Origin of the sequence: Saccharothrix sp. NRRL B-16348 (assembly GCF_001280085.1) — a bacterium.
Classification (GTDB): domain Bacteria; phylum Actinomycetota; class Actinomycetes; order Mycobacteriales; family Pseudonocardiaceae; genus Actinosynnema.
In genome coordinates this window covers 1-24,076 of the sequence record NZ_LGED01000224.1, presented here as the reverse complement: position 1 = coordinate 24,076, position 24,076 = coordinate 1, and the positions used below count along the sequence as shown (strand labels likewise).

Sequence of the window (24,076 nt, the reverse complement as noted above, 5' to 3'; positions counted from 1 at the left end):
GTGCAGTGTGGAATAGACCACAGGGCGTGAGGGTGATCGGGCTCATCTCGGGCACGTCGATGGACGCCATCGACGTGGCCGTCGTCGACCTGTCCCTGGACGGCCGCACCGTCGTGCTGACCCCCGTGGAGCACGCCGAGCGCCCGTTCCCGGAGGACCTGCGCAGGCCACCGACCAGCGCCGCGGACCTGTGCGTGCTCGACACCGGGCTCGGCCGGGCGTTCGCCGAGGTCGCCGCCGAGTACCAGGCCCGGCACGGTGGCGACCTGGTGTCGTCGCTGGGCCAGACCGTGCACCACTGGGTCGAGGACGGCCGCTGCCTCGGCACGCTCCAGCTGGGCCAGCCCGCGTGGATAGCCGAAGCCACGGGGCTGCCGGTGGTGGCCGACCTGCGGGTGCGCGACGTCGCCGCGGGCGGTCACGGCGCGCCGCTGGCGAGCACCCTGGACGCGCTGTGGCTGGCCGGTTTCGACGGACCGGCCACCGCGCTGAACATCGGCGGCATCGCCAACGTCACCAAAGTTTCGCCCGAAGGTGTGGTCGCCTACGACACCGGACCGGGCAACGCGCTCATGGACGCCGCGATGACCGTGCTGTCCGGCGGCCTGCGCAACCAGGACACCGACGGCGAGTTCGCCGGCCGCGGCCACGTCCACACCGAACTGCTCGACCGCCTGCTGGCCGACCCGTACTACGCCCTCCCCGCGCCCAAGTCGACCGGCAAGGAGCACTTCGACCGCGCCTACCTCGACCGCGTCACCGAGGGTCTGACCATGCCGGCCGAGGACCTGCTGGCCACGCTGACCGAACTCACCGCGCGCACGATCGCCGCCGAGTGCGAGGGCACCGTCATCGGCTCCGGCGGCGGCATGCGCAACCCCGTGCTGGTCGAGTCGTTGGGCCGGCACGTGGACCTGCGCACGAGCGACGAACTGGGACTGCCCGCCGACGGCAAGGAGGCGTACCTCGCCGCCCTGCTCGGCTTCCTGACCTGGCACGGTCTGCCCGCGAACGTGCCGTCCGCCACCGGCGCCGCCGGCCCGCGACCGCTGGGGTCGATCACCCCCGGCCGCTACCCGCTGCGCCTGCCCGAGCCCGTGATCACCGCCGTGACGGGATTGACGATCCGCCGCCGTGAGCGGCAATCGGATGGAGGAGACCATGCGCGCACTTGATGTCGGCATCATCGTGCTGTTCCTGGTGGGCATGCCGCTGCTGGGCGTGTGGATCGCCGGGCGCCAGCGCTCCGCCACCGACTACTTCGTCAGCGAGCGCCGCATCTCGTGGTGGGTCGTGTGCGTGTCGGTGGTGTCGGCGGAGACGTCCACGCTGACCGTGCTGAGCGTGCCGACGGTCGCCTACCTGGGCACGATGACGTTCCTGTCGCTGGCCGTCGGCTACCTGATCGGCCGGATCGTGGTGTCGTTCGTGCTGCTGCCGAAGTACATCGCGGGCGAGCTGATCACCGCGTACGGCTTCCTGGGCAAGCGGTTCGGGCGCAACATCCAGAGCACGGCGTCGCTCACGTTCCTCGTCACCCGGCTGCTCGCGGACGGCCTGCGGCTGTTCGCCACCGCCATCCCGATCAAGGTCGTGCTCGTCGCGTACGGCGTGGACCTGTCGTACTGGGTGATCGTGGCGGCGCTGGGCGTCGCGATGGTCGTCTACAGCTTCCTCGGCGGCGTGCGGGCCGTGGTGTGGGTCGACGCGATCCAGATGCTCTGGTACGTCGTCGGCGCGTTCGCGGTGATCCTGGTGCTGAACGGCAAGCTGCCCGACGGGTGGTTCGCCAGTGCCGCCGACGCGGGCAAGTTCCAGATCCTCGACTTCAACGCCAGCGCGTTCACCTCGCCGTACGCGATCGTCGTCGCGTTCATCGGCGGCGCGGTGCTGTCCATGGCATCGCACGGCGCGGACCAGCTCATCGTCCAGCGGCTGATGGCCACCAAGGACGTGCGGTCGGCGCAGAAGGCGTTGATCGCCAGCGGTGTCGTGGTGTTCCTCCAGTTCGCGCTGTTCCTGTTCATCGGCGTGATGCTGTGGGCGTTCTACAAGGCGGCCAACCCGGTCAAGGACCTCGGGCTCAACAACAACGACGAGCTGTTCGCCAACTTCATCGTCAACGACATGCCGTCGGGCCTGTCCGGGTTCGTGATCGCGGGCATCCTGGCGGCGGCGCTGTCGTCGTCGTTGGGCGCGCTGGCCTCCTCGACCGTGACGGACATCGTGCAGCGCGTGGTGCGGCGGCCGATGAGCGAGGCCGAGGTGTTCAAGCAGGGTCGGATCTGGACGGTGGTCTGGGCCGGCCTGCTGATCGTGTGCGCCGGGCTGTTCGCCACGCTGACCCGCCGCGGCAACCCGATCGTCGAGCAGGGGCTGTCGATCGCCGGGTTCACCTACGGCGCGCTGCTCGGCGCGTTCCTGCTCGGCCTGGTGTTCCGCAAGGCGAAGGAGCTCGACGCGATCGTGGCGTTCGTCGTCACGGTGGTGGTGATGGCGTTCGTGATCCTGGGCGTGAAGTTCGTCGGGCCGGAGGCGACCCTGGCGATCGACTTCTCGCCGGCGGCGCCCGCGCAGAAGATCGTGTCGCTGGCCTATCCCTGGTACACGGTGCTCGGCGTGCTGGTGACGTTGGTCGTCGGCGGCCTGATGTCCTTGCGGCACAAGGGTTACCAGCCGCCGGACGTGCAGGACGACGTGATGTCGGCCAAGGCGTCCTAGTCGGAGGGCTCAGGCGGCGGCGTTGGCGCGGTAGGCGACGAGTTCGAGGTGGAGGCGGAAGCCGAGCCGGTCGAAGAGCCGTTGGGACGAGCGGTTGCCGGCCAGTATCGCGGCGGCGGCCTGCGGTCGTGCCCCGGACTTCTCGGCCAGCTTCCAGACCAGCTCGGTGACCAGCGCCGCGCCGACGCCCTGCCCGCGCACGTCCGGCTCAACGGCCACGAAGTCCAGGTAGAACTCGCCCGGCTCGGCCTTGCCCGACGCGTAGCCGAGCACGCGGTCGCCGTCCATGGCCACCACCACGGTGTGCCGTCGGGCGGCGTCCACGAGCTTGCGCCCGGACAGGTAGGTCTTGGGGAAGCACCGCTCGTGCAGCACGGCCACCGCCTCGTGCACGGCCGGGTCGGTCGGCAGGACCCGCATCTCGCGGGCCGGCCCGGTGCGCGGGCAGCTCACCTCGCGCAGCAGCAGGCCGCGCAGGCCGTCGCCGTCGAGGACGTGTATCCCGCACGCCCGGGCGGCGGCGAAGCGGTGCCGTTCGGCGAACGCGGCCAGCCGCCGGTGCCCGGTGTGGCCGAGCAGCTCGCGGTCGGTGACGCCGTCGAGCAGCGGTAGGGCGGCCGTGTAGAGCGCGTCGGCGGTCTGGTCCCAGATCCGGCTGCCCGCCGGGTGGTTGACCGGCACGTCGACGAACGGTCCGTGCAGGTAGGCGCGGCCGGACTCGGCGTCTACCTCGACGCTGAGCGCGCCGACGACCCAGCCGGAGTCGTCGGTGGCGACCACGGTGCACGCGGCCCAGTCCGGCTCGAACTCGGCCAGCTCCGCGGAGATGTCGCCGAGCGTCTCGCCGAGGTAGCCGATGTGGTGCGCGTCGTCGGCCTGCAGCCGCAGGACCAGCGCGAGGACGGCGTCCAGGTCGTCCTGGGCGGCGGGACGGATGTCGTACATGTCTGGAATGGTCACCCGCGAGGTCGGCTGAACGCGAGGGAGTTTTCGGTGCTGAACGGACGGGACGTGACGGAGGTCGCCGAGCGGTGCGCGGCGTTCCTCGAAGGTGCGGTCGAGGGCGACTGGAAGGCGGTCGTGCCGGGGATGGACTGGACGGTCGCGCAGACCGTCGCCCACGCCGCCGACTGCCTGCTCTGGTACACGACCGAACTCGCCAGCGGGCCGGTCGAGCTGGGCACGGTGGTGCTGGACGTGCAGCCCGACTCGCCGCCCGCCGACCTCGTGCGCACGCTGCGGTCGTTCGCGTCGGTGCTGGCGGCGGTGGTCGACGCCACGCCGGCGGACGGCCGCGGCTGGCACCCGTGGGGTGTGACGGACGCGGCGGGCTTCGCCGGCATGGGGTGCGACGAGATGCTGGTGCACACCCACGACGCGGCCCGCGGCCTCGGGTGCGAGTTCGAGCTGCCGCCTGACCTGGCGCGCAAGGTGCTGACCAGGATGTTCCCCGAGGCGCCCGCCGACCGGGACCCGGCGCGGACGCTGCTGTGGGCGAACGGCCGCGCGCCGCTCGACGACCTGCCGAAGCTCACCGGATGGCGCTGGCACTGCGCTCCCCTCGGCTCCTAGCGTCGAGGTCATGACGGACGACGTCCTCGACATCCCCTTCGCCGACGCCTTCTCCTTCGACCCCTCGCCCACGTGGGCGAGGCTGCGGGAGGAGTCGCCGGCGGTCCGGGTCCGCACGCTCGCGGGCGACGAGGTGTGGCTGGTGACCCGCTACGACGACGTGAAGCTGGTGCTGGCCGACCCGCGGTTCTCCCGGGCGGGCGTGGTGGCGGCGGGCGCGCCCCGGGTGGGCGTGTCCCGGCCGCTGCCCGGCACCCTGCCGACCACCGACCCGCCCGAGCACACCCGGCTGCGCAAGCTCGTGTCCGGCGCGTTCTCGCACCGGTCGATCTCCCGGACCCAGCCGTGGGTGCGCGAGCTGTGCGAACGGCTCGCCGACGACGTGGTGGACGGCGCGGACCTGCGGCAGGTGTACGCGCTGCCGTTGCCGATCCAGGTCATCTGCACGCTGCTGGGGGTGCCGTTCGAGGACCGGGAGCGGTTCCGCGGGTGGATCGAGCTCGCGTACAGCCTGGAGCTGTCCGAGCAGCCGCGGGTCGAGGCGGCGATGGCGAGCCTGGTCGAGTACATGGGCGGCCTGGTCGCGGAGAAACGGCGGCAGCCGCGGTCGGACGACCTGCTCGACGAGCTGTGCGCGACGCCGCTGACGCACGACGAGCTGGTCGCGTTCGCGTTGAACCTGCTGGTCGCGGGGCACGAGACGTCGGCCAACCAGATCACCAGCTTCGTCGCCACCCTGCTGCGCGACCGGTCCCAGTGGGCACGGCTGGTGGACGATCCGGCGCTGGTGCCGAGCGCGGTCGAGGAGCTGATGAGGTTCACCCGGCTCAGCGAGGTCGGGCAGCTGCGGGTGGCGCTGGAGGACGTGGCGGTCGCGGGCGTGGTCGTGCGGGCGGGCGAGGGCGTGATGGCGTCCATCGGCTCGGCCAACCGCGACCCGCGCGCGTTCGCCGCACCGGACGCGTTGGACCTCGCCCGCACGCCCAACCAGCACCTGGCGCTCGGGGCCGGACCGCACTTCTGCCTCGGCGCCCAGTTGGCGCGGATCGAGCTGCGGGAGGCGCTGCTGGTGTTGCTGCGGCGGTTCCCGGGGCTGCGGGCGGCCCGGCCGGTCGAGGAGCTGGCGTGGCGGAGGGTCCTGGTCAGCGGTCTGGCCGAGCTGCCGGTGCGCGTCTGACGGCGCCGGTGAGCGGGTCCCGACACGCCGACGCGACGTCACCGATGACCGACATCTATTGCCGCGCGTTTCGCGTTGGGGAACCCTGGGGAGCGTGAGCGAGGAAACGATCCAACTCGAACTCAACGACAGCGGGGTGGCGGTAGACCTACCGATGCCTGCCAACCAGCGGGACACCGTCCAGGAGGTCCCCTACCGGCCGGTCGAGTTCCGCGACGACGACCTGCCCAGCGCGTTGGAGCGCGCGGCCTCCTGGCTGCGGCAGACACAGGACTGGCTCGGTGAAGCGGTCGACGTGATCGCGGTCCACCTGGACTACGACGACACCAAGGGTTCGCCGTATTACGCCCTCAAGCTGCTGTGCAATGAGGAGGACCTGGCCGGCGTTCCACGCGTGGTGCGCGAACACGATCGCACTACTGACGAGTAACGTACGCTGGGGTTCATGCCAGATCGCGTGTACCCGCCGGTGATCGCCGCGGCCAAACTGATGTTCCGCGTGCTCGACATGCGGATCACCGTGGAGGGCGCGGAGCACGTGCCGACCACCGGCGGGGCCGTGCTGGCCTCGAACCACGTCTCCTACCTCGACTTCATCTTCGCCGGTTACGGCGCGCTGCCCGCGCGCAGGCTGGTCCGGTTCATGGCCAAGCACGAGGTGTTCAAGCACCGCGTGTCCGGCCCGCTCATGCGTGGGATGCACCACATCCCGGTGGACCGGGCCGCCGGGCAGGCGTCCTACCAGCAGGCGTTGGACGCGCTGCGGTCCGGCGAGATCGTCGGGATCTTCCCCGAGGCCACGATCAGCCGGTCGTTCACGGTCAAGGACGTGAAGAGCGGCGCCGTGCGGCTGGCGGCCGAGGCGGGTGTGCCGTTGCTGCCGACGGCCGTGTGGGGCACGCAGCGCCTGTGGACGAAGGGCAGGCCGAAGTCGCTGACCCAGCGGCACGTGCCGATCACGATCATCGTCGGCGAGCCGGTGGAGCCGACCACGGACGCCGCGCTGCGCGAGCGGATGCAGGACCTGGTGGACGACGCGCAGGCCCGTTACCCGGAGTCGGGCGAGGGCCAGTGGTGGCAACCGGCCCACCTCGGCGGCACCGCGCCCACGCCGGAAGAAGCCAAACGCCTCGACGACCGCTGAACAACCTGATGGACGGCCGCCGGTCGCGGCGGCCGTTCCGCTAGGCGGGCGGAGCCGAGTCGGGCTCTGGCACGGGCTCGATCTCCGGCACGGCCTCAGCGTCCGGCACGACCTCGACCTCCGGCACCGCGTCGACGTCCGGCGCGACCTCCGCCTCCGGCACGGCGTCGACGGTTGCCTCAGGCGCGACCTCCGCTGCCGCAACGGCCTTCGGAGCGGCCTTGGCGCGCTTCGGCTTGTCCTCGCCGCGCAGGCGCTGGGAGATCACCTGGCTGATGCCGTCACCGCGCATCGACACGCCGTACAGGGCGTCGGCGATCTCCATCGTCGGCTTCTGGTGCGTGATGATCAGCAGCTGCGAGTGCTCGCGCAACTGCTCGAACAGGCTGATCAGCCGGTGCAGGTTGGTGTCGTCCAACGCCGCCTCGACCTCGTCCATCACGTAGAACGGCGACGGCCGCGCCCGGAAGATCGCGACCAGCATCGCCACCGCAGCCAGCGACTTCTCGCCACCCGACAACAGCGACAGCCGCTTGACCTTCTTGCCCGGCGGCCGGGCCTCCAGCTCGATGCCGGTCGTGAGCATGTCGTCCGGCTCGGTCAGCACCAGCCGTCCCTCGCCACCGGGGAACAGCACCTTGAACACGATCTCGAACTCGCGCGCGACGTCCTCGTAGGCCGACGTGAAGACCTCCAGGATCTTGTCGTCGACCTCCTTCACCACGGTCAGCAGGTCGCGCCGCGTCGCCTTGATGTCCTCCAGCTGGTTGGACAGGAACTTGTACCGCTCCTCCAGCGCCGCGAACTCCTCCAGCGCCAGCGGGTTGACCTTGCCCAGCAGCGACAGGTCCCGCTCGGCCCGCTTGGCCCGCCGCGCCTGCGTGTCCCGGTCGTACGGCATCGGCTGCGGCGCGGTCACCGGCTCGCCCCGCTCCTTCGCCGCCTCGTACTCGGCCAGCTCCTGCTGCGACGGCGGGATGAACACGTCCGGGCCGTACTCGGCGACCAGGTCGTCCAGGCCGATGCCGAACTCCTCGGCGACCTTGGTCTCCAGCTGCTCGATGCGCATCCGCTGCTCGGCCCGCAGCACCTCGTCGCGGTGCACGGCGTCGGTCAGCTTCTCCAGCTCCACCGACATCTCGCGGACGAGGTTGCGCACCTGCGCCAGGTACGTCTCGCGCTGCGCCTTGCGCTCCTGCGCCGCGTCACGTTCACGGGCAGCCCGGCCCAACGACGCGGCGATCCGCTCCAGCGCGACCTCACCGCCGCGCACCACGGCCTTCGCCACGACCGCGCCACGGGCCCGGGCGGCGTGCGCGCGCTGGGCACGTTCCCGCGCCTCCCGCTCGGCCCGTGCCGCCCGGCGCAGCCCTTCCGCCTTGCCCTGCAACGCCCGGGCCCGCTCCTCGGCGGTCCGCAACGACAGCCGGGCGTCCACCTCGCCCTGACGCGCGGCGGCCAGCTCGGCCGCCATCTCGTCGCGGTGGGAGGTGTCCGGCTCGTCGTCCAGCGGCTGCTCCTCGGCCACCAGCAGGCGTTCTTCCAGCTCGCCGAGCTTGAGCAGGTTCTCCTCGCGGGCCGCCTCGACCTTCGCCCGCTGCGCCCGCACGCGCTCCACCTCGGCCTCGGCCGAGCGCACCGCCGCGGCCAGCCGGTTGAGCCGCTCCGACGACCGGGCGCGCCGCACCTTGGCCTCGTTGAGCTGCTCCTTCACCGCGGCGACCTCGGCCCGCCGCGCCTGCTGCTCGGCCCGTGCGCCCTCCAGGGCCGCCGTGGACTGCTCCAACGCGCGCTCCGCCAGCGCCAGCTTCTCCGACGCCTCGTCCACCGCGGCCTGGACCTCGATGACGCTCTGGCTGCGCCCGGAACCGCCGACCGCCCAGTCCGCGCCGAGCACGTCGCCGTCACGGGTCACCGCGCGCACCGACGGGTGCGCGTCCACCAACCCGCGCGCGGTGGCCAGCGAGTCCACCACGACGACCTTGTCCAACGCCCGGTGCAACGCGGGCCGCAGCGGTTCCGGCGCCTGCACCACGTCCACGGCCCACCGCGCGCCCGACGGCAACGACGGCCACCCGGACCGGTCGACGCTCACCGGCGCGCCACCCACCAGCACGCCGGCCCGGCCGGTGTCCTGCTCCTTCAACAGCTCCAACGCCGCCACCGCGTCCGCGCCGGACGCCACCGCGACCGCGTCCGCGATCGGGCCCAGCGCCGCCGCCAGCGCGACCTCCGCGCCCGGCTCCACGGTCAGCAGCGCCGCGACCGACCCGAGCAACCCCGGCAGCCGGGACGCCAGCAACGCGCCCGCGCCGTCCTTGCGGGTCAGGCCGAGCGACAGCGCGTCCACCCTCGCCTTCCATGACGCGATGTCGCGCTCGGCCGTCCGCTCGGCCTTGACCAGCTCCTCGACCCGGCGGCGCGCGGCGTCGTCCGCCTCGACGGCCAGCCGGTGCCGCTCGTCCAGGCCGACGTCGTCCTCGTCCTCGGTCCCGGTCACCTCTTGGGCCTCGGCCAGCTCCTGCTGCACGACCTCGGACCGCTCGACCGCCTCGGACAGCGCGACCGACATCCGCTCGATCTCCTCGGCGGTCGCGCTCGTCTTCGACCGCAGCGCCTCCACCTGCCCGGACAGCCGGGCCAGGCCCTCGCGCCGGTCGGCGATCGCCCGCACGGCGGCCAGGTGCGCCTTCTCCGCCGCGGACACCATGCGCTCCAGCTCGGCCCGCGTCTCCACGGCCTCCGCCAGACCCACCCGGGCCTCGGTCACGCCGTCCTGCAACTCCTGCTCCAGCTCGGCGGTCTGCTCGGCCTCGGCCTCCAGCTCGTCCGGGTCACGCCCGCCGCGCGGCGCGTCCACCGCCGCCGACAGGTGCCGCTCCCGTTCCACGGCGAGCCGGACGGTGCCGCGCAGCCGTTCCTCCAACGCCGACAGCCGGTACCAGGTGTCCTGGGCCTGCTGGAGCTTCGGCGCGTCGGCCGCGACCTGGTCCTCCAGCTCGTTCTGCTGCACCTGGGCCTGTTGCAGCGTCTTCTCCACCTCGGCGCGGCGGGCGCGGGCGACGGCCTCGTCCTGCTCCTCGCGCGCCAACGCCTCGCGCTGCGTCACCAGGTCGTCGGCCAGCAGCCGCATCCGGGCGTCCCGCAGCTCCGACTGCACGACCTGCGCGCGGCGGGCGATCTCGGCCTGCTTGCCCAGCGGCTTGAGCTGGCGGCGCAGCTCGGCGGTGAGGTCGGTCAGGCGGGTCAGGTTCGCCTGCATCGCCTCCAGCTTCCGCAGCGCCTTCTCCTTGCGCTTGCGGTGCTTGAGGACGCCCGCGGCCTCCTCGACGAACGCGCGCCGCTCCTCGGGCTTGGACTCCAGGATCGCGGCGAGCTGGCCCTGGCCGACGATCACGTGCATCTCGCGGCCGATGCCGGAGTCGCTGAGCAGTTCCTGGATGTCCATCAGCCGGCACGAGTTGCCGTTGATCTCGTACTCGGTGGCGCCCTCGCGGAACATCCGGCGGGTGATCGACACCTCGACGTAGTCGATCGGCAGCGCGCCGTCGGAGTTGTCGATGGTCAGCGTCACCTCGGCGCGGCCGAGCGGCGCGCGGCCGGACGTGCCGGCGAAGATGACGTCCTCCATCTTGCCGCCGCGCAGGTCCTTCGCGCCCTGCGTGCCCATGACCCAGCGCAGCGCGTCGAGCACGTTCGACTTGCCTGAGCCGTTCGGTCCGACGACGCAGGTGATGCCCGGCTCGAAGCGCAGCGTGGTAGCCGAGGCGAAGGACTTGAACCCCTTCAGCGTCAGGCTCTTGAGGTGCACGCGGGGCAGAGTACCCGTGTGGGCCTCGAACCAGTCGTGGGCACGCTGACCTGCGCGATCACGGCCGGACCGAGACCAGCACCTCCATGTCGACCACGAGGTCGAGCCGTTCGATCTGGTCGACCGGGAACGACGTGGCGCCGGGGATGCGCTCGTCCGGCGCGTGGTCGCTGCCCCACCAGCCGCCGATCTCCGTCCGCCCGGACCGGTCGTGGACGATCAGCTTGCACCTCAAGCCCTTCGGCATGTTCTCGATGCTCATCCACAGCTCGGTGCCCCACGACTTGCCGACGAGGTCCGCGCTGGCCACCACGCCGGACGCGGCGTCGGTGGCGTGCCAGGTGACGGCCGGTCCGTCGCCGCCGACTAGCCGCGGCACGACCACCACGCCGAACGCGACGAGCACCGCCAGCACGCCCGCGCCCACCAGCACCGGCCACCGCCGCCGTGCCCGCCCGTGCGCCGGCTCCGGTTCGGGCTCGGGTCCGGGCGGCAGCGGCCACAGGTCGGGGTCGGGCGCGGGGTCGTCGAACGGCAGCTCCAGGTCCGACAGCTGCACCTGGCCGAGCAGCCCGGGCAGCGGCGCGAGCCGCACCATCTCCCGGCGGCAGTCGGCGCACCCGCGCGCGTGCCGCTCGAACGACGACCGCTCCGCCGGGTCGAGCGAGCCGAGCAGGTAGGCGCCGAGCGCCACCGTCTGCGCACAGCTCATGACTCGGTCACCCCGCGTTCCTCCAACGCGTCGCGCAGCGCGCGCAGGGCGTAGAAGCAGCGCGACTTGACCGTGCCGGGCGGGATGCCCAGCACCGCCGCCGCCTCCGCCACCGAGCGCCGCCGGTAGTACAGCTCGACCACCACGTTGCGGTGGTCGGCGCTGAGCCCGCGCAGCACCTCGGCCACCTGCCAGCTCTGCAGGACGTGCTCCACCTCGTCCGCGACCGGCGGCAGGTCGCCCGGTTCGATCGGCACCTCGGAGTTGCGGCCGCCGCGCTTGCGGAAACCGGAGATCACCAGGTTCCTGGCCACCGTGTAGAGCCACGGACCCGCGTCGGCGGGGGTCAGCTCGTCGACGTGCCGCCAGGCCCGCAGCAACGTCTCCTGGACGACGTCCTCCGCCTGCTGGTGGTCACCGCCGACCAGACGCAGGACGTAGCCGTGCAGCGGGCCGCGCCAACGGCCGTACAGCTGCCTGACGACATCTTCGCCACGGTCCACATCGATGTACTACGCCATCGGGCCCCTCGGCGTTCAACGCTCGACGAAACCGGTGAGGCCGCCGCGGGCCTCCGACCAGCGCTCCACGATCGAGTCCACCCGACCGGGGGTATCGCCGGAACGCAGCGCAGTCAGCAGTTCCCGGCACGCGGCTTCGGACCCTTCGGCGTTCACCTCGACCCGACCGTCACGCAGGTTGGACGCCGAACCGACAAGTCCCAGCTCAAGTGCCCTGGCGCGGGTCCACCACCGGAAGCCGACGCCCTGCACGTGGCCCCGCACCCAGGCGGTCAGGCGCACGGTCTGCTCTACTCCAGCCACAAGAGCCATCCTGTCATTTCACCCGTTAGTGGTACGGTGCGCGACCGTGACAGCACGGCGCGGTAACCGATCCGTGATCGGCGGACTCGTCGGCCTGCTCCTCGGCGCGGCCGGTGCGACCGGCGTCGCCGTCGCCAACCCGGAACAGCTCGCCCCGTTCGTCGGGGAAAGCGCAGCACAGCGCAGCGGTTCCGACAACATCGGCGTCGGCGGGGTCGGGGGTGTCGGCGGGCCCGCGCAGAGCCGTGAGCCGGAACTCCTGCCGACCACCACCGAAGCGCCGCCGTCCACGGAGACCACGACCGGGACGACGACCACCACCGAGACCACCACCACGACGACGGAGACGACGACCACCACGGCCGAGCCGTCCCCGGAGCCGACGACCACCACCCCCGCCGACGTGCCGCAGGCGCAGCAGGTCGTCGCCCTGGTGAACGAGGCGCGCGACCTCGCCGGCTGCAAGCCGCTGAAGGTGGACGAACGGGTGGTCGAGGCCGCGCAGGGCCACAGCGCCGACATGGCGCAGCGCGACTACTTCTCGCACACCACCCCGGAGGGCGTCGACTTCGCCCAGCGCATGCGCGCCGCGGGCTACCCGAGCCCGGGCGGCGAGAACATCGCCATGGGCCAGCGGTCCGCCGAGCAGGTCATGAGGGCCTGGATGAACTCGGACGGGCACCGCCGCAACATCCTGAACTGCGGGTTCACCACCATCGGCGTGGGTCTGGACACCCGCGGCTGGTACTGGACCCAGAACTTCGGCTGGTAGAAGACGACGTCCGACAGACCTTGGGAGAACCGTTGTACGAGTCCCCGGAGCCCGAGCGCACCCGCCCGCGCGTGTCACCCCACGTGCTGCTGGCGGCGTCCGGTGTCGCCGTGTCGACGATCTTCGCCACCATCGCGTCCCTGGCGGGCGCGACCCCCGACGCGTCGTCCGGCGACCAGCTGCCGCGTGAGGACGTCGTGTCCCGCAGCACCCTCAGCACGGCCCCGCGCACGTCGTCGTCCTCCTCGGTCAGCTTGACCACCACCGCGGAGTCGACCACCACGACGACCGAGACCACCACGACGACGACCACGTCGCGCCGCACCCGCGTGACCACGGTGACCCGGCCGGACGGCACCACCACGACCACGGTCGTGGACGACCCGCAGCCCCAGCCGACGACCACCACGACGCCGCCGGTGATCACGACGACGGTCCCCCCGACGACGACCACGACCACGATCCCCACGACGACCACCACGACCACGACCACCACGTCGACCGTGCCGCCTGCGGGCGCGTAACGAGATCATCCGCCGCGGGTGACGGTCCGCCACACCATTGTGTGGTGGACCGCTCGAACGTTGAGGCACGCGGCATGACCCGCCGATAACTCGAACACTGACCATCCGTCCGGATCCCCCACAGGGAGATGGTGTGTTCGAGGAAGACCAAGCAGCGCCGCCGAAGAAGAAGCTCACCGCGGTCGTGCTGCTCGCCGCGGGCGGCGCCGTCGTCGCGACCGTGATCGCCACCCTGGCGTCGGTGCTGACCGGTGGGCCCGCGGCGGTGCCACCGCCGGAGCCGCGGGTCGAGGTGCTGACCACGACGGACACGCCGAACAACGCCGCCGCGCCGAACGGGAGGACGGCCACCCTGGTCGTCACGGTGTCCAAGCGCGCGGGCGAGCAGCCACCGGGCAAGCCGGCGGGCGCGACACCGGAGCGGCAGGCGGAGCAGGCGGCCCGGTCCCCCGAGTCGGTCGCGGCGACGTCGTCCGAGACCCGGTCCACCACCCAGCCGCCGAGCAACCCGCCGACGTCCTACCAGCCGCCGTCGCCGTCGTCCTCCGCGTCGACCACCGTCACCGCGCCGACCACGACGGACGGCACGCCGTGACTACCAGACGTCGCCGTCCCGCAAGTCGCAGGTGAGGTCGGCCGCCAGGTCGAGCGGCACGACCGGCAGGACGAAGACCCCGTCGTCCTCCTCCTCGGTGCGCTCCACCCCGGTGGGCGTCATGGCGAACGTCCTCCCCCGCCACCGCTGCCACCCCCGAGCCGCGTAGAACTCCAGTGCGTCCTCCGACGCGCTGAGCGCGCCGAGGGGGTACGCGCCGCGCACGACGTCCTCCAGAGCCGACATCACGACCCCGCCGACGCCTCGGCGACGCCGGTCCGCGCGCACCGCGACACCTTCCACGTACCCGACCCGCAGCGCGCGGGTCGCGTGCGGGCCATCCACGACCCGGGGTGCGTGCAGCAACCGGCGCTGCACGACGGCGCCGTGGCCGATCAGCTCGTCGCCGTCCCGGACGAGGACGTGCACGCCGCCCAGCGTGTGCTCCCAGTCCTCGTCGCCGAACTCGCCGTCGAACGCCTCGTCCAGCAGCGCGCGCACGGCGGTGAGCGTCGGCTCGGGGACCTGCCAGGTGTGCAGCACGGACACGGGTGACACGCCTCACACCCTAAGCCGTCACACTCGGCGCTCCCGTCTCGCTCCTCTCACAGCGAAAGGAGCTCGACATGGCAGAGCACATCGTGGTGGTCGGCGCGGGGTACGCGGGTCTGGCCGCGGCCAGGCTGGCGGCGAAGTGGACCGACTCGCGGGTCACCCTGGTCAACGCGCGCGACCGGTTCGTCGAGCGGGTCCGGCTGCACCAGTCGGCGGCCGGGCAGCGGCTGCGCGACGTCCGGCTCGCCGACGTCCTCAAGGGCACCGGCGTCGAGCTGGTGGTGGACCGGGTCACCGACATCGACCCCGACGCGCGCAAGATCGAACTCACCAACGGCACCCTGGCCTACGACCGGCTGGTCTACGCCCTCGGCAGCCACGCGAACCTCGACGGTGTCCCGGGCGCGGCCGAGCACGCGCACGCCGTCTCCACCCAGGAGGACGCCGAGAAGCTCACCGCGGCCCTCGAGACCGCGCGCACGGTCGCCGTCATGGGCGGTGGGCTGACCGGCATCGAGGCCGCCTCCGAACTGGCCGAGTCGCGCCCGGACCTGGACGTGCGGCTGGTCACCGCGGGCGGTTTCGGCGAGGACCTGTCGGACAAGGGCAGGCGGCACCTGCGCAAGGTGTTCGACCGGCTCGGCGTCCGGGTCCGCGACCACGCGCACGTCGCCGAGGTCCGCGCCGACGGCCTCGTGCTCGACACCGGCGAGCTGGTCGCCGCCGACGCGGTCGTCTGGACGGCCGGGTTCGCCGTGCCGGGCCTGGCCGCACGGGCCGGGTTCGCGGTGGACGGCCACGGCCGCATGCTGGTCGACCAGACGTTGACGTCGATCTCGCACCCGGACGTGCAGGGCATCGGCGACGCCGCCGCGATGAAGCGGCACGACGGCCTCGAACTGCGCATGGCGTGCGCGACCGGCCTGCCGACGGCGCAGCAGGCGATGCGCGCGCTGGCGAAGCGGCTCGGCGGTGACGCGCCGGCCGACCGGCTCGACTTCCGGTACCGCATCCGGTGCGTCAGCCTGGGTCGCCGCGACGGCCTGATCCAGTTCGTGGACGCCGACGACAACCCGAAGGAGCGCGTTCTGACCGGCCGGGCGGCGGCGCTGACCAAGGAACTCGTGGTGCGCAGCGCGCTGTTCTTCCAGAGCCACCCCACCATGCCCGCGGGCTGAGCGGTCAGCGGGCCGCGAGACCGGAGTCGACCAGCGCCAGCACCGTGTCCGCGACGTCGGCGGACCGCTCGGCGGGCAGCTGTCCCGCGAGCACCAGCGAGCAGAGGCCGTGCAGGACGCAGGCCATCAGGACGGTCACGTCCGCCACGTCGTGCACGGCCAGTTCGCCGGACTCCTGCGCCGCCGCGATGGCGGACGACAGGAGGGCGTGCACGCGCTGCTCGGACGCGGACAGCTCCACGTGCACGTCCCGGCGCGGCACCTCGCCGCCGAACATGAGCCGGTAGAGCGACGGGTTGGCCACCGCGAACGCCACGTAGGCCCGGCCGATCCCGTGCAGCCGGTCACGCGGCCCGCCCGACACCGCCTCGGCCGCCGCGCGCAGCTCGTCGAAGCCCTGCGCCATCACGGCCGCCACCAGGGCGGCCTTGTCCGCGAAGTGCCGGTAGGCCGCGGTGTGCGAGACACCGGCCGACGCGGCGGCCCGGCGCAGGGTCAGGCCCTCGGCGTCCTCGGCGACGACGAGCGAGCGGGCCGCCGTGACCAGGGCGGCGCGCAGGTCCCCGTGGTGGTACGGCCGCCGGGGCGATGTCGCCACTGGATGACTCCCTCTCCGGACGTGCGCTAGGGCTCGAACCGGTAGCCCATGCCGGGCTCCGTCACCAGGTGCCGGGGGTGCGCGGGCTCGGGCTCCAGCTTGCGCCGCAACTGGGCCAGGTAGACGCGCAGGTAGTGGGTCTCCTTCGCGTACGCCGGCCCCCACACCTCCTGCAGCAGCTGCTTCTGCGCCACCAACCGGCCCCGGTTGCGGGCCAGGATCTCCAGCAGGCCCCACTCCGTCGGCGTCAGGTGCACCTCGACGCCCGCCCGGCGCACCTTCTTCGCCGCCAGGTCGACCGTGAACGACGCCGTCTCCACGACCGCGTCCTCACCGTCCACCACCGCCGAACGGCGCACCGCCGCCCGCAGCCTGGCCAGCAGCTCGTCCATCCCGAACGGCTTGGTCACGTAGTCGTCGGCGCCCGCGTCCAGCGCCTCCACCTTGTCGGCGGAGTCGACCCGCGCGGACAGCACGATGATCGGCACGGTCGTCCAGCCGCGCAGTCCCGCGATGACCTCGGTGCCGTCCACGTCCGGCAGGCCGAGGTCGAGCACCACCACGTCCGGCTTGCCCTCGGCCGCCGCCCTGAGCGCCGTCGTGCCGTCGTGCGCGGTGAGGACCGAGTAGCCGCGGGCCGACAGGTTGATCCGCAACGCCCGCACGATCTGCGGCTCGTCATCGACGACCAGCACCTTTGTCACGCTGAGACACTACGCCCGGGCCGCGCGCGGCCGCCGTGCCCGACTACGTTCGGCGAACTTCCTGACGGACCCTTGATGCGCCCCTGTTCACCCTTTATGCCGTTTTGACGGTTCCTTCTCCGCATCGGTGCGGAAAGGGTGAGTACATCCGGGTGCGAATGAATCCGTTCTCTGGACAGCCGTACTGCGATAGTGCGAATGTCCTGTCCGAATTCGGACACTTGCTCACTCACGGTGAGCCACAAGGAGGTCTGATGACCACCAGTGTGACTAATCAGGACGCGTTACAACTCGTGGTCGCCGTGCACCGGCTGATCCGCAGTCTGCGCCAGTCCGCGTCCGTGCGCCGCCTGCAGCCCACGCAGCTGCTCGTGCTCGCGGAACTCGCGTCGCAGGGACCGATGCGGATCGGCGAGATCGCGGTGCGGGCCCTGTGCTCGCAGCCGACGGCGACCACGGTGGTGACGGGCCTGGAATCCAGCGGCCTGGTGCGGCGCGAATCCGATCCGGCCGACGGGCGGGCGACGATCGTCGAGCTGACCGGCCTCGGGCGGGACACCATCCTGTCCCTCGCGCACGGCGAGGCGGAGCTGCTGTCCGAGCGGATCTCCCGGCTGGAGCCGGAGGAGCGCGACACGCTGAGATCGGTGACGCCGCTGCTGCGCAGGCTCGCCGACCCGGCCCGGTGACCCCCGGCCGTCAGCCCCTCGGCCGGGGCTGGCACCGCGGGCACGAGTAGGACGAGCGGTTCATGAACGGCTCGCGCCTGATCGCCGTCCCGCACCGCCGGCACGGCTCGTTCTCCCGCCCGTACACGGCCAGGGACCGGTCGAAGTAGCCCGACTGGCCGTTCACGTTGACGTAGAGCGCGTCGAACGACGTGCCGCCCTCACCCAGCGCCTCGTACATCACCCGCGTGGCGTGCGCCAGCAGCTCGGCGGCCTTGGCCCTGGTCAGCTTGTCCGTGGGCCGCAACCCGTGCAGCTTCGCCCGCCACAGCGCCTCGTCGGCGTAGATGTTGCCCACGCCGGAGACGAGCGTCTGGTCGAGCAGGGCGCGCTTGACCTCGGTCCGCCGCTTCCGCAGCGCCGCGACGGCCGCGTCCGGGTCGAACGCCGGGTCCATCGGATCGCGCGCGATGTGCGCCACCGGCTGCGGCAGCCGGGCGCCGTCGACCTCGACGATCTCCGCCAACGCCAGACCACCGAACGTGCGCTGGTCCACGAAGCGCAGTTCCGGGCCGCCGTCGGCGAACCGGACCCGCACCCGCAGGTGCTTCTCGTCCGGCGCGTCGACGGGCTGGACCAGCATCTGGCCGCTCATGCCGAGGTGCGCGAGCATGGCGTCGCCACCCGACAGGTCGACCCACAGGTACTTGCCGCGCCGGCGCGCGGCCTCCAGTCGCTGACCGGTCAGGCGCACGGCGAAATCCGCCGCACCGGGCAGGTGGCGGCGGATCGCGCGTGGGTGGAGGACTTCGACCGCGTCGACGGTCCTCCCCGCGACGTGCTCGTGCAGACCTCGGCGGACGACCTCTACCTCGGGCAGCTCGGGCACCGGCGGGTGATCAGTCCTCGGACTCGTGCTCGGCGGCGGCGGCCTCGGCACGCTCCAGCTCTTCGAGCATCTCGTAGGCGGCGGCCTGCGGCTTGGTCGGCTTGAGCATCCAGCCGCCCGCCTGGGCGGTGTCGCGCACGAGGACCAGGCCCTGGATGCCGCCGTTGCGGCTGGCGTTCAGCGGGCGGGACGGACGCGCGTGGCGCGCGCGCCGGTTCGTCCGGACGTTCGTGGCATACATTTCGGCGTCAGTCTTCCTTAGTAGGTGAAGCCTGAGGTGAAGCCTGGGTTGAAGCCTGCGTGGCCGAGCCGGGTGCGTGGCCGTTCCCGGACGCGCCGGTCTCCTCGGCGCGGACCCGTTCGTGCAGCACGCGGTAGGCGGCCTCGGCCGCCTTCTGCTCGGCTTCCTTCTTCGTCTTCCCGTCACCGGTCCCGTACGGCTGACCACCGACGAGCACCGTGGCGGTGAACTCCTTGCGGTGGTCGGGGCCCTGGTCGTCGACCCGGTACTCGGGGACGCCCAGACCGGCGGACGCGGTCAACTCCTGAAGACTCGTCTTCCAGTCCAGTCCAGCACCCCGGAGTGGCGCTTCGGCCAACAACGGGTCGAACAGGTGGTGAACGAGTTGACGCGCGGTTTCTATGCCGAACTGCAGGTAGACCGCGCCGATGACGGCTTCCAGGCCGTCCGCGAGGATGCTCGCCTTGTCCCTGCCGCCGGTCAGCTCCTCGCCGCGACCGAGCAGGAGGTGCCCGCCCAACCCGTCGTCGCCGAGACCCCGCGCCACGCCCGCCAGGGCGTGCATGTTCACCACGCTCGCGCGGAGCTTGGCCAGCTGCCCCTCGGGCAGCTCGGGGTGCGTGCGGTACAGGTGATCGGTGACGACGAGGCCGAGCACCGCGTCGCCGAGGAATTCCAGTCGCTCGTTCGGCGGCAGTCCGCCGTTCTCGTACGCGTACGACCGGTGTGTGAGTGCGAGCGTCAGCAGCTCGGCGTCCAACGGGACGCCGAGCGCTTCGAGCAACGGGGCGCGGTCGGCGGACCGACCGCGCGACGACCTACCCCCCACGATTCGCCGCTACCTTCGCCAGAGGGTGATCAGGCCGGCTGGACGACCTGGCGGCCGTCGTACTGGCCACAGGCCGGGCAGGCGATGTGCTGCGGCTTCGGCTGGCGGCAGGCCCTGTTCTGGCAAGCCACCAGGTGCACAGCACTGGTCTTCCACTGAGCGCGGCGCGAGCGCGTGTTCGAGCGCGACATCTTCCGCTTCGGGACGGCCACGACTAGTTCTCCTCTGGATTGTCACGATTCCCGTCGAACCGCTCTTGGAGGGCGGCCCAACGGGGGTCAATCGTCTCATGCCCGTGGTCGGGGCCGAGATCAGCCAGCCTGCCGCCGCAGTCGACGCACAGCCCGAGGCAGTCCGGCGAGCACAGCGGCACCTGTGGCAGCGCGAGCACGATGGCGTCGCGCACCACGGGTTCGAGGTCGATCAGGTCGTCGTGCAGACGGCTGACCTCGTCCTCTTCGGTCGTCTCGTCGGTGGTGCTGTCCGGGTACGCGTACAGCTCGGTCAGCTCCACCTCGACCTCCGCGGACAGCGGCTCCAGGCAGCGCGAGCACTCCCCTTCGACCACCGTCGCGGCCGTGCCCGTCACGAGCACGCCTTCGACCACCGACTCCAGCAGGAGGTCGAGTTCGACGTTGCCCCCCGCCGGCACCGCGATCACGCCGAGAAGGCCGACGCCCTCCGCGGGCACCGTCCTGCGCAACCCGCGGCTGGAGCCCGCACGACGCCCGAGGTCCCTGGTGTCGATGACCCAGGGCCCGGTCGCTGTGGGACGCGCGGAGGCGTGACGATGCTCAGACATGATGTTTGGTGTTGCCGTCGGGGACTTACCACGACCAGCCGGTCAAGGGTACGGGACAACGGGCGTCCGCGTGAAATCGGCTGGTCGGGGCGTCGTCCGGTCGGGTTATTCGTGGTAGTCGAACGGCGCGGCGGCGCTCGCGACGGCCGGGCCGCGCAGGTGCGAGCGACCCTTCCCGACGCTGCGCAGCGTGTGCGCGAGCAGGTCCTCGAAGTCGGCCAGCTTGCCGTCCACGTACGCGTCGCACTCGCTGCGCAGCCGGATGGCCTCCGTCTGCGCGGCGTCCAGCACGCGGGCGGCCTCGGCGTGCGCGGCCTGCACGACCTCGGTCCCGTCGACCAGGCGCGCCTGCTCCGCCCGGCCCTCCTCGATCGCGCGCTCGTAGTTGGCCCGGCCCGCCTGGACCATGCGGTCGGCCTCGGCGTGCGCCCGGCCGACCAGGTCCTCGTACTCCTGGCGGCCCGCGGAGACGGTCCGCTGCGCCTGGTCCTCCGCGTCGGCGACCATCCGCTCGGCACGCGCGCGCGCCTCGGACAGCATCCGCTCGGCCTCGTGCTGCGCCTCGGCGACCATCCGCTCTGCGTCCGACCGCGCCTTGCTCAGCGCCTGGTCCGCGTCGTGCTGGGCCTTGCCGACCAGCTCGTCGCGGTGGTCGAGCACGTCCTGGGCGTCGTCCAGCTCCGCGGGGATCGCGTCGCGCACGTCGTCGAGGAGTTCGAGCACGTCGCCGCGCGGCACGACGCACCCGGAGGTCATCGGCACGCCACGCGCTTCCTCGACGATCGTGACCAGCTCGTCGAGGGCCTCGAACACCCGGTACACGTCACACTCCTCGCGCCCACAGCAGTACCCGTCCTAGTGTGCCCTGCCGATCTCGTCGCCGCCGGGAGATCGGCAGGGCGTGTCCGGCTACCGGGTGATGTCCACCAGGACGAAGCTCGCGTAGTGGTCCGGGGTGTAGAAGTACAGCTTCGGGGTGGCGTTCCCGGTCACGATCCGCCGCGCGCCGCGCGTGGAGACGCCCGGCGTCCGGACCGTGTACTCCTCGTAGTAGCCGGTCGAGCAGGCCGGGAGGATGCCCTCGCGGTTGTAGAAGGTCTGGTTGTCCTGCGGATACGGGTACGGCCCGCCCCGCTGGATCAGCCGGACGGTGTCGGTGGCCTGGCTCGGCAGGCCGGACAGGGCGACCTTCCGGAAGCCGGACGTGTCACCGCAGGCCGCCTGCGCGACCGCGACCGACTCGGCCGCCATCGACTGGGTGGACGTGGTGAACGTGCCCGCGAGGACCAGCAGCAGGGAGAGCAGCACCTTCGCGGTGCGCGATGTGATCTCGCTCATGCCGGCGAACGGTAACCACGCCGGGCGACAAGAAGGCGGTCGCCGCGTTAACGGACCGTGACCGGTCAGCGACCCTCTGCGCGCCGGGCCGTGAGGCGGTCCTTGATGGACGGCGGCACCAGGCTCGTCACGTCACCGCCGTAGGTGGCCACGTCCTTGACCAGGGAGCTGGCCAGGAAGCTGTAGATCGGGTTCGTCGGCATGAACAGCGTCTCGACCCCGCTGAGCTGGTAGTTCATCTGCGCCATCTGCAACTCGTAGTCGTAGTCGCTGACGGCGCGCAGGCCCTTGATGATGGCCTGGATGTCGTTCTCCCGGCAGTAGTCGACCAGCAGGCCGTGCCAGGAGTCGACGCGGACGTTCGGCCACTGCGAGGTGACCTCGCGCAGCATCTCCGTGCGCTCCTCGACCGAGAACAACGTCTTCTTGGTCTTGTTGATGAGCACGGCGACAACGACCTCGTCGTAGAGCTTCGCCGCTCTGCCGATGATGTCCAGGTGTCCGTTGGTGGCCGGGTCGTAGGAGCCGGGGCACACGGCACGCGTCATGGTTTCGGACGGTAGCACCCGATCGGACGCGTCCACTCCGGTGCGTGGTCGGCATCACCCGTCGGCGGCGACCTGTTCGGCCCAGTGCAGCGCCGTGTCGCCGTATCGCTTGCTGCGCAAGGATTCCACCGCGCTTGGCCAAATCGGTTCAGGACTCCGCGCGCCGCGTTCCACGACGATCAGCGACCCCGGTTTCGTCCAACCGTTCGTGACCAGCGCCGCGAGGAGCCGGTTGAGCTGCTCGTCGGTCACCGCGTAGGGCGGATCGGCGAAGACGACGTCGCACGCCACCTCCGCCACCGTGCCCACCACCGCCTCCGCGGTCCGGTTCAAGACCGTCGCGCCGGGCAGCGCGACCACCTTGGCGTTGCTCTTCAAGACTTCGGCAGCCCGCTTGTCCGACTCCACGAACGTGGCCCGGACCGCGCCCCGCGACAACGCCTCGAACCCGAGCGCCCCGGACCCCGCGTACAGGTCCAGCACCACCGCGCCGTCGAGGTCGACCAGCGTCTCCAACGAGCTGAACAACGCCTCGCGAACGCGGTCGGAAGTGGGACGGGTGCCTTTCGGCGGCACTTGCAGCCTGCGGCCACCGGCGGCGCCCGCGACAATCCTGGTCACCGGATCATCGTCCCACCGCGAGCGCCTGCCACCACCCGTCGACCTCCGGCGGCTGCTCCACGTCGATCCGCTCGCCGGGCCGCGGCACGGCCAACGGCACCCCGTGCGCCTTCGCCTCGCGCCACACCCGGTCCACCGGCTCGGACCAGTCGTGGAACGCCAGGTTGAAGGTCGCCCAGTGCACGGGGATCAACAGGCCGCCCCGCACGTCCCGGTGCGCCTCCACGCCCTCTTCCGGGGTCATGTGGATGTCCGGCCACCCCGGCCCGTACGCGCCGATCTGGATCAGCGAGGCGTCGAACGGCCCGTGCTCCTCACCGATCCTCTTGTAGCCGTCGAAGTAACCGGTGTCACCGCTGTAATACACCCGGTGCCGCGGCCCCTTGAGAACCCACGACGCCCACAGCGTGTTGTCCCTCTGGAAACCACGGCCGGAGAAGTGCTGCGCCGCCGTGGCCACCAACGTGACGCCGGCCACCTCGTGCGACTCGTCCCAGTCCAACTCCACGATCCGGTGCTCGGGCACGTCCCACCGGCGCAGGTGCGCCCCGATCCCGAGCGGCACCACGAACACCGCGTCCGTGTCCCCGGTCAACGCCCGCACCGTCGCCAGGTCCAGGTGGTCGTAGTGGTCGTGCGAGATCACCACCGCGTCCACCCGCCCCACCTCGCGCAACGAGTGCGGCACCGAGTGCAACCGACGCGGACCGACCATTTGCGACGGTGACACCCGATCGCTCCACACGGGGTCGATCAACACCCGCGCCCCATCGATCTCCACCAACGTCGACGCGTGCCCGTACCAAGTGATGTGCAACCCGTCCGCCGCCCCGACCACCGGCGGAATCAGCGGAACCTCACCGACGGGCCGCCGCTGCTGCCCACCGAAGAACATCTCCCGCACCGTCCCAGCCGCACCGTCCGGCATCGTCCGCGTGCTGGCGGCGTTGTGGAACTTCCCATCGCGATACCGGGGCGACCGCCGCACCCGCTCCCCACCGGGCTTCCCACCCAACGCCAACGACACATCCCGCGCCGCCCAAGCGACAGCACCGGCCGTGAGAGCGAACAGCGCAGCGGTGACCTTCTTCATGCCCCGACCAACGCCAACCCCACCCCCTCGGTTCCCCGAAGCCCGCTATGTGGCGCCCAACACCCTCAAGCCCGCTCCGCCCGCCTCACATCACGCCGGAAGAAGTAGTAATCCCCACCACTCAACACCACCGCCATCACCCCCGCCGTTGCGCCCAGCA

29 protein-coding genes are annotated in these 24,076 nt (G+C 71.8%); 11 read left to right on the top strand and 18 right to left on the bottom strand.

The genetic code is table 11. The features are described 5' to 3' along the window. The first annotated feature begins 26 nt into the window (after nt 1-26). Together ADK67_RS32985 and ADK67_RS32980 are read left to right on the top strand one after the other, a co-directional pair. Nucleotides 27-1,175, top strand: coding sequence for an anhydro-N-acetylmuramic acid kinase (locus tag ADK67_RS32985; RefSeq protein ID WP_082404194.1), 1,149 nt, complete (start codon nt 27-29; stop codon nt 1,173-1,175). Then, nucleotides 1,162-2,721 (top strand): sodium:solute symporter, encoded by a 1,560-nt coding sequence (locus ADK67_RS32980; protein WP_053720501.1) that lies wholly within the window; start codon nt 1,162-1,164, stop codon nt 2,719-2,721. Before ADK67_RS32985 ends, ADK67_RS32980 begins: the two co-directional genes overlap by 14 nt. Before the next feature lie 9 nt (nt 2,722-2,730). Here ADK67_RS32980 and ADK67_RS32975 read toward each other — a convergent pair whose 3' ends face one another. Beyond that, nucleotides 2,731-3,666, bottom strand: a complete 936-nt coding sequence (locus tag ADK67_RS32975; protein WP_053720471.1) for a GNAT family N-acetyltransferase — start codon at nt 3,664-3,666, stop codon at nt 2,731-2,733. Nucleotides 3,667-3,714: 48 nt separating this feature from the next. Here ADK67_RS32975 and ADK67_RS32970 point away from each other — a divergent pair, with 48 nt between their 5' ends. From ADK67_RS32970 to ADK67_RS32955, 4 genes are all read left to right on the top strand, one after another. Then, nucleotides 3,715-4,293 (top strand): maleylpyruvate isomerase N-terminal domain-containing protein, encoded by a 579-nt coding sequence (locus ADK67_RS32970; protein ID WP_231648453.1) that lies wholly within the window; start codon nt 3,715-3,717, stop codon nt 4,291-4,293. Nucleotides 4,294-4,303: 10 nt separating this feature from the next. Continuing rightward, on the top strand, nt 4,304-5,470 hold the full coding sequence (locus ADK67_RS32965) for a cytochrome P450 (RefSeq protein WP_053720470.1): 1,167 nt from the start codon (nt 4,304-4,306) through the stop codon (nt 5,468-5,470). 94 nt (nt 5,471-5,564) lie between these two features. After that, the gene (locus ADK67_RS32960; RefSeq protein ID WP_053720469.1) at nt 5,565-5,900 is read left to right on the top strand and encodes a hypothetical protein; all 336 of its coding nucleotides are present in this window, start codon (nt 5,565-5,567) and stop codon (nt 5,898-5,900) included. Nucleotides 5,901-5,915: 15 nt separating this feature from the next. Continuing rightward, nucleotides 5,916-6,614 (top strand): lysophospholipid acyltransferase family protein, encoded by a 699-nt coding sequence (locus tag ADK67_RS32955; RefSeq protein WP_053720468.1) that lies wholly within the window; start codon nt 5,916-5,918, stop codon nt 6,612-6,614. 40 nt (nt 6,615-6,654) lie between these two features. On the opposite strand, the gene smc is transcribed toward ADK67_RS32955, so the two are convergent. From smc to ADK67_RS32935, 4 genes are read right to left on the bottom strand one after another with little or no spacing between them, the layout of a single operon-like run. Further along, entirely contained in the window at nt 6,655-10,425 is a 3,771-nt protein-coding gene (smc, locus tag ADK67_RS32950; RefSeq protein ID WP_197289732.1) for a chromosome segregation protein SMC, read from the bottom strand. 58 nt (nt 10,426-10,483) lie between these two features. After that, nucleotides 10,484-11,137 (bottom strand): anti-sigma factor family protein, encoded by a 654-nt coding sequence (locus tag ADK67_RS32945; RefSeq protein ID WP_053720467.1) that lies wholly within the window; start codon nt 11,135-11,137, stop codon nt 10,484-10,486. Continuing rightward, on the bottom strand, nt 11,134-11,640 hold the full coding sequence (locus ADK67_RS32940) for a sigma-70 family RNA polymerase sigma factor (protein ID WP_082404192.1): 507 nt from the start codon (nt 11,638-11,640) through the stop codon (nt 11,134-11,136). Before ADK67_RS32940 ends, ADK67_RS32945 begins: the two co-directional genes overlap by 4 nt. Nucleotides 11,641-11,673: 33 nt before the next feature. Next, nucleotides 11,674-11,970 carry an acylphosphatase gene (locus ADK67_RS32935; protein ID WP_053720465.1) on the bottom strand — a complete coding sequence of 99 codons (297 nt, stop codon included), beginning with the start codon at nt 11,968-11,970 and terminating at the stop codon, nt 11,674-11,676. Nucleotides 11,971-12,034: 64 nt separating this feature from the next. Here ADK67_RS32935 and ADK67_RS32930 point away from each other — a divergent pair, with 64 nt between their 5' ends. The 3 genes from ADK67_RS32930 (at nt 12,035) to ADK67_RS32920 (ending at nt 13,852) form a co-directional block, all read left to right on the top strand. Then, a complete protein-coding gene (locus ADK67_RS32930; protein ID WP_063797808.1) occupies nt 12,035-12,733 on the top strand; it encodes a CAP domain-containing protein in 699 nt (232 codons plus the stop codon). Between the two features lie 32 nt (nt 12,734-12,765). Further along, nucleotides 12,766-13,257, top strand: coding sequence for a hypothetical protein (locus ADK67_RS51475; protein WP_053720463.1), 492 nt, complete (start codon nt 12,766-12,768; stop codon nt 13,255-13,257). A gap of 133 nt (nt 13,258-13,390) precedes the next feature. After that, nucleotides 13,391-13,852, top strand: coding sequence for a hypothetical protein (locus tag ADK67_RS32920; RefSeq protein ID WP_053720462.1), 462 nt, complete (start codon nt 13,391-13,393; stop codon nt 13,850-13,852). Here ADK67_RS32920 and ADK67_RS32915 read toward each other — a convergent pair whose 3' ends face one another. After that, nucleotides 13,853-14,410, bottom strand: coding sequence for a GNAT family N-acetyltransferase (locus tag ADK67_RS32915; protein ID WP_053720461.1), 558 nt, complete (start codon nt 14,408-14,410; stop codon nt 13,853-13,855). A gap of 68 nt (nt 14,411-14,478) precedes the next feature. On the opposite strand from ADK67_RS32915, the gene ADK67_RS32910 reads away from it, so the two are divergent. Next, nucleotides 14,479-15,585 (top strand): NAD(P)/FAD-dependent oxidoreductase, encoded by a 1,107-nt coding sequence (locus ADK67_RS32910; RefSeq protein ID WP_053720460.1) that lies wholly within the window; start codon nt 14,479-14,481, stop codon nt 15,583-15,585. A gap of 4 nt (nt 15,586-15,589) precedes the next feature. Here the strand turns inward: ADK67_RS32910 and ADK67_RS32905 are convergent, their stop codons facing one another. After that, on the bottom strand, nt 15,590-16,183 hold the full coding sequence (locus ADK67_RS32905) for a TetR/AcrR family transcriptional regulator (protein ID WP_053720459.1): 594 nt from the start codon (nt 16,181-16,183) through the stop codon (nt 15,590-15,592). Between the two features lie 26 nt (nt 16,184-16,209). Beyond that, nucleotides 16,210-16,887: a response regulator gene (locus ADK67_RS32900; RefSeq protein WP_053720458.1), complete on the bottom strand. Its 678-nt coding sequence runs from the start codon at nt 16,885-16,887 to the stop codon at nt 16,210-16,212. A 254-nt stretch (nt 16,888-17,141) separates the two neighbouring features. On the opposite strand from ADK67_RS32900, the gene ADK67_RS32895 reads away from it, so the two are divergent. Next, on the top strand, nt 17,142-17,576 hold the full coding sequence (locus ADK67_RS32895) for a MarR family winged helix-turn-helix transcriptional regulator (RefSeq protein ID WP_053720457.1): 435 nt from the start codon (nt 17,142-17,144) through the stop codon (nt 17,574-17,576). Between the two features lie 10 nt (nt 17,577-17,586). Here the strand turns inward: ADK67_RS32895 and mutM are convergent, their stop codons facing one another. The 10 genes from mutM to ADK67_RS32845 all read right to left on the bottom strand — a co-directional run bounded on the left by mutM (nt 17,587) and on the right by ADK67_RS32845 (nt 23,916). Continuing rightward, nucleotides 17,587-18,444: a bifunctional DNA-formamidopyrimidine glycosylase/DNA-(apurinic or apyrimidinic site) lyase gene (gene mutM / locus ADK67_RS32890; RefSeq protein ID WP_053720456.1), complete on the bottom strand. Its 858-nt coding sequence runs from the start codon at nt 18,442-18,444 to the stop codon at nt 17,587-17,589. A gap of 10 nt (nt 18,445-18,454) precedes the next feature. Then, nucleotides 18,455-18,685 (bottom strand): hypothetical protein, encoded by a 231-nt coding sequence (locus tag ADK67_RS32885; RefSeq protein WP_053720455.1) that lies wholly within the window; start codon nt 18,683-18,685, stop codon nt 18,455-18,457. A 7-nt stretch (nt 18,686-18,692) separates the two neighbouring features. Continuing rightward, nucleotides 18,693-19,514, bottom strand: a complete 822-nt coding sequence (gene rnc, locus ADK67_RS32880) for a ribonuclease III (RefSeq protein WP_053720454.1) — start codon at nt 19,512-19,514, stop codon at nt 18,693-18,695. A 29-nt stretch (nt 19,515-19,543) separates the two neighbouring features. Continuing rightward, entirely contained in the window at nt 19,544-19,726 is a 183-nt protein-coding gene (rpmF, locus tag ADK67_RS32875) for a 50S ribosomal protein L32 (RefSeq protein ID WP_053720453.1), read from the bottom strand. A gap of 2 nt (nt 19,727-19,728) precedes the next feature. Further along, complete coding sequence (locus tag ADK67_RS32870) at nt 19,729-20,316, bottom strand: YceD family protein (RefSeq protein WP_053720452.1); 588 nt, start codon at nt 20,314-20,316, stop codon at nt 19,729-19,731. Between the two features lie 105 nt (nt 20,317-20,421). Further along, nucleotides 20,422-21,138 (bottom strand): DivIVA domain-containing protein, encoded by a 717-nt coding sequence (locus ADK67_RS32865; protein WP_053720451.1) that lies wholly within the window; start codon nt 21,136-21,138, stop codon nt 20,422-20,424. An 87-nt stretch (nt 21,139-21,225) separates the two neighbouring features. Then, nucleotides 21,226-21,654 carry a ribonuclease domain-containing protein gene (locus ADK67_RS32860; RefSeq protein WP_053720450.1) on the bottom strand — a complete coding sequence of 143 codons (429 nt, stop codon included), beginning with the start codon at nt 21,652-21,654 and terminating at the stop codon, nt 21,226-21,228. Between the two features lie 65 nt (nt 21,655-21,719). Further along, complete coding sequence (coaD, locus tag ADK67_RS32855; RefSeq protein WP_053720499.1) at nt 21,720-22,202, bottom strand: pantetheine-phosphate adenylyltransferase; 483 nt, start codon at nt 22,200-22,202, stop codon at nt 21,720-21,722. 54 nt (nt 22,203-22,256) lie between these two features. Continuing rightward, entirely contained in the window at nt 22,257-22,823 is a 567-nt protein-coding gene (gene rsmD, locus ADK67_RS32850) for a 16S rRNA (guanine(966)-N(2))-methyltransferase RsmD (protein ID WP_053720449.1), read from the bottom strand. Nucleotides 22,824-22,827: 4 nt separating this feature from the next. Then, nucleotides 22,828-23,916: an MBL fold metallo-hydrolase gene (locus ADK67_RS32845; protein WP_053720448.1), complete on the bottom strand. Its 1,089-nt coding sequence runs from the start codon at nt 23,914-23,916 to the stop codon at nt 22,828-22,830. Between the last annotated feature and the right edge of the window lie 160 nt (nt 23,917-24,076).

Excerpts from the sequence above, each read along its gene's own strand:
- ADK67_RS32980 (WP_053720501.1), top strand. The coding sequence starts at position 1,162 with ATGCGCGCACTTGATGTCGGCATCATCGTGCTGTTCCTGGTGGGCATG.
- ADK67_RS32975 (WP_053720471.1), bottom strand. The coding sequence starts at position 3,666 with ATGTACGACATCCGTCCCGCCGCCCAGGACGACCTGGACGCCGTCCTC.
- ADK67_RS32965 (WP_053720470.1), top strand. The coding sequence starts at position 4,304 with ATGACGGACGACGTCCTCGACATCCCCTTCGCCGACGCCTTCTCCTTC.
- ADK67_RS32955 (WP_053720468.1), top strand. The coding sequence starts at position 5,916 with ATGCCAGATCGCGTGTACCCGCCGGTGATCGCCGCGGCCAAACTGATG.
- ADK67_RS32945 (WP_053720467.1), bottom strand. The coding sequence starts at position 11,137 with ATGAGCTGTGCGCAGACGGTGGCGCTCGGCGCCTACCTGCTCGGCTCG.
- ADK67_RS32935 (WP_053720465.1), bottom strand. The coding sequence starts at position 11,970 with ATGGCTCTTGTGGCTGGAGTAGAGCAGACCGTGCGCCTGACCGCCTGG.
- ADK67_RS32910 (WP_053720460.1), top strand. The coding sequence starts at position 14,479 with ATGGCAGAGCACATCGTGGTGGTCGGCGCGGGGTACGCGGGTCTGGCC.
- ADK67_RS32895 (WP_053720457.1), top strand. The coding sequence starts at position 17,142 with ATGACCACCAGTGTGACTAATCAGGACGCGTTACAACTCGTGGTCGCC.
- ADK67_RS32885 (WP_053720455.1), bottom strand. The coding sequence starts at position 18,685 with ATGTATGCCACGAACGTCCGGACGAACCGGCGCGCGCGCCACGCGCGT.
- ADK67_RS32870 (WP_053720452.1), bottom strand. The coding sequence starts at position 20,316 with ATGTCTGAGCATCGTCACGCCTCCGCGCGTCCCACAGCGACCGGGCCC.
- ADK67_RS32860 (WP_053720450.1), bottom strand. The coding sequence starts at position 21,654 with ATGAGCGAGATCACATCGCGCACCGCGAAGGTGCTGCTCTCCCTGCTG.
- coaD (WP_053720499.1), bottom strand. The coding sequence starts at position 22,202 with ATGACGCGTGCCGTGTGCCCCGGCTCCTACGACCCGGCCACCAACGGA.
- ADK67_RS32845 (WP_053720448.1), bottom strand. The coding sequence starts at position 23,916 with ATGAAGAAGGTCACCGCTGCGCTGTTCGCTCTCACGGCCGGTGCTGTC.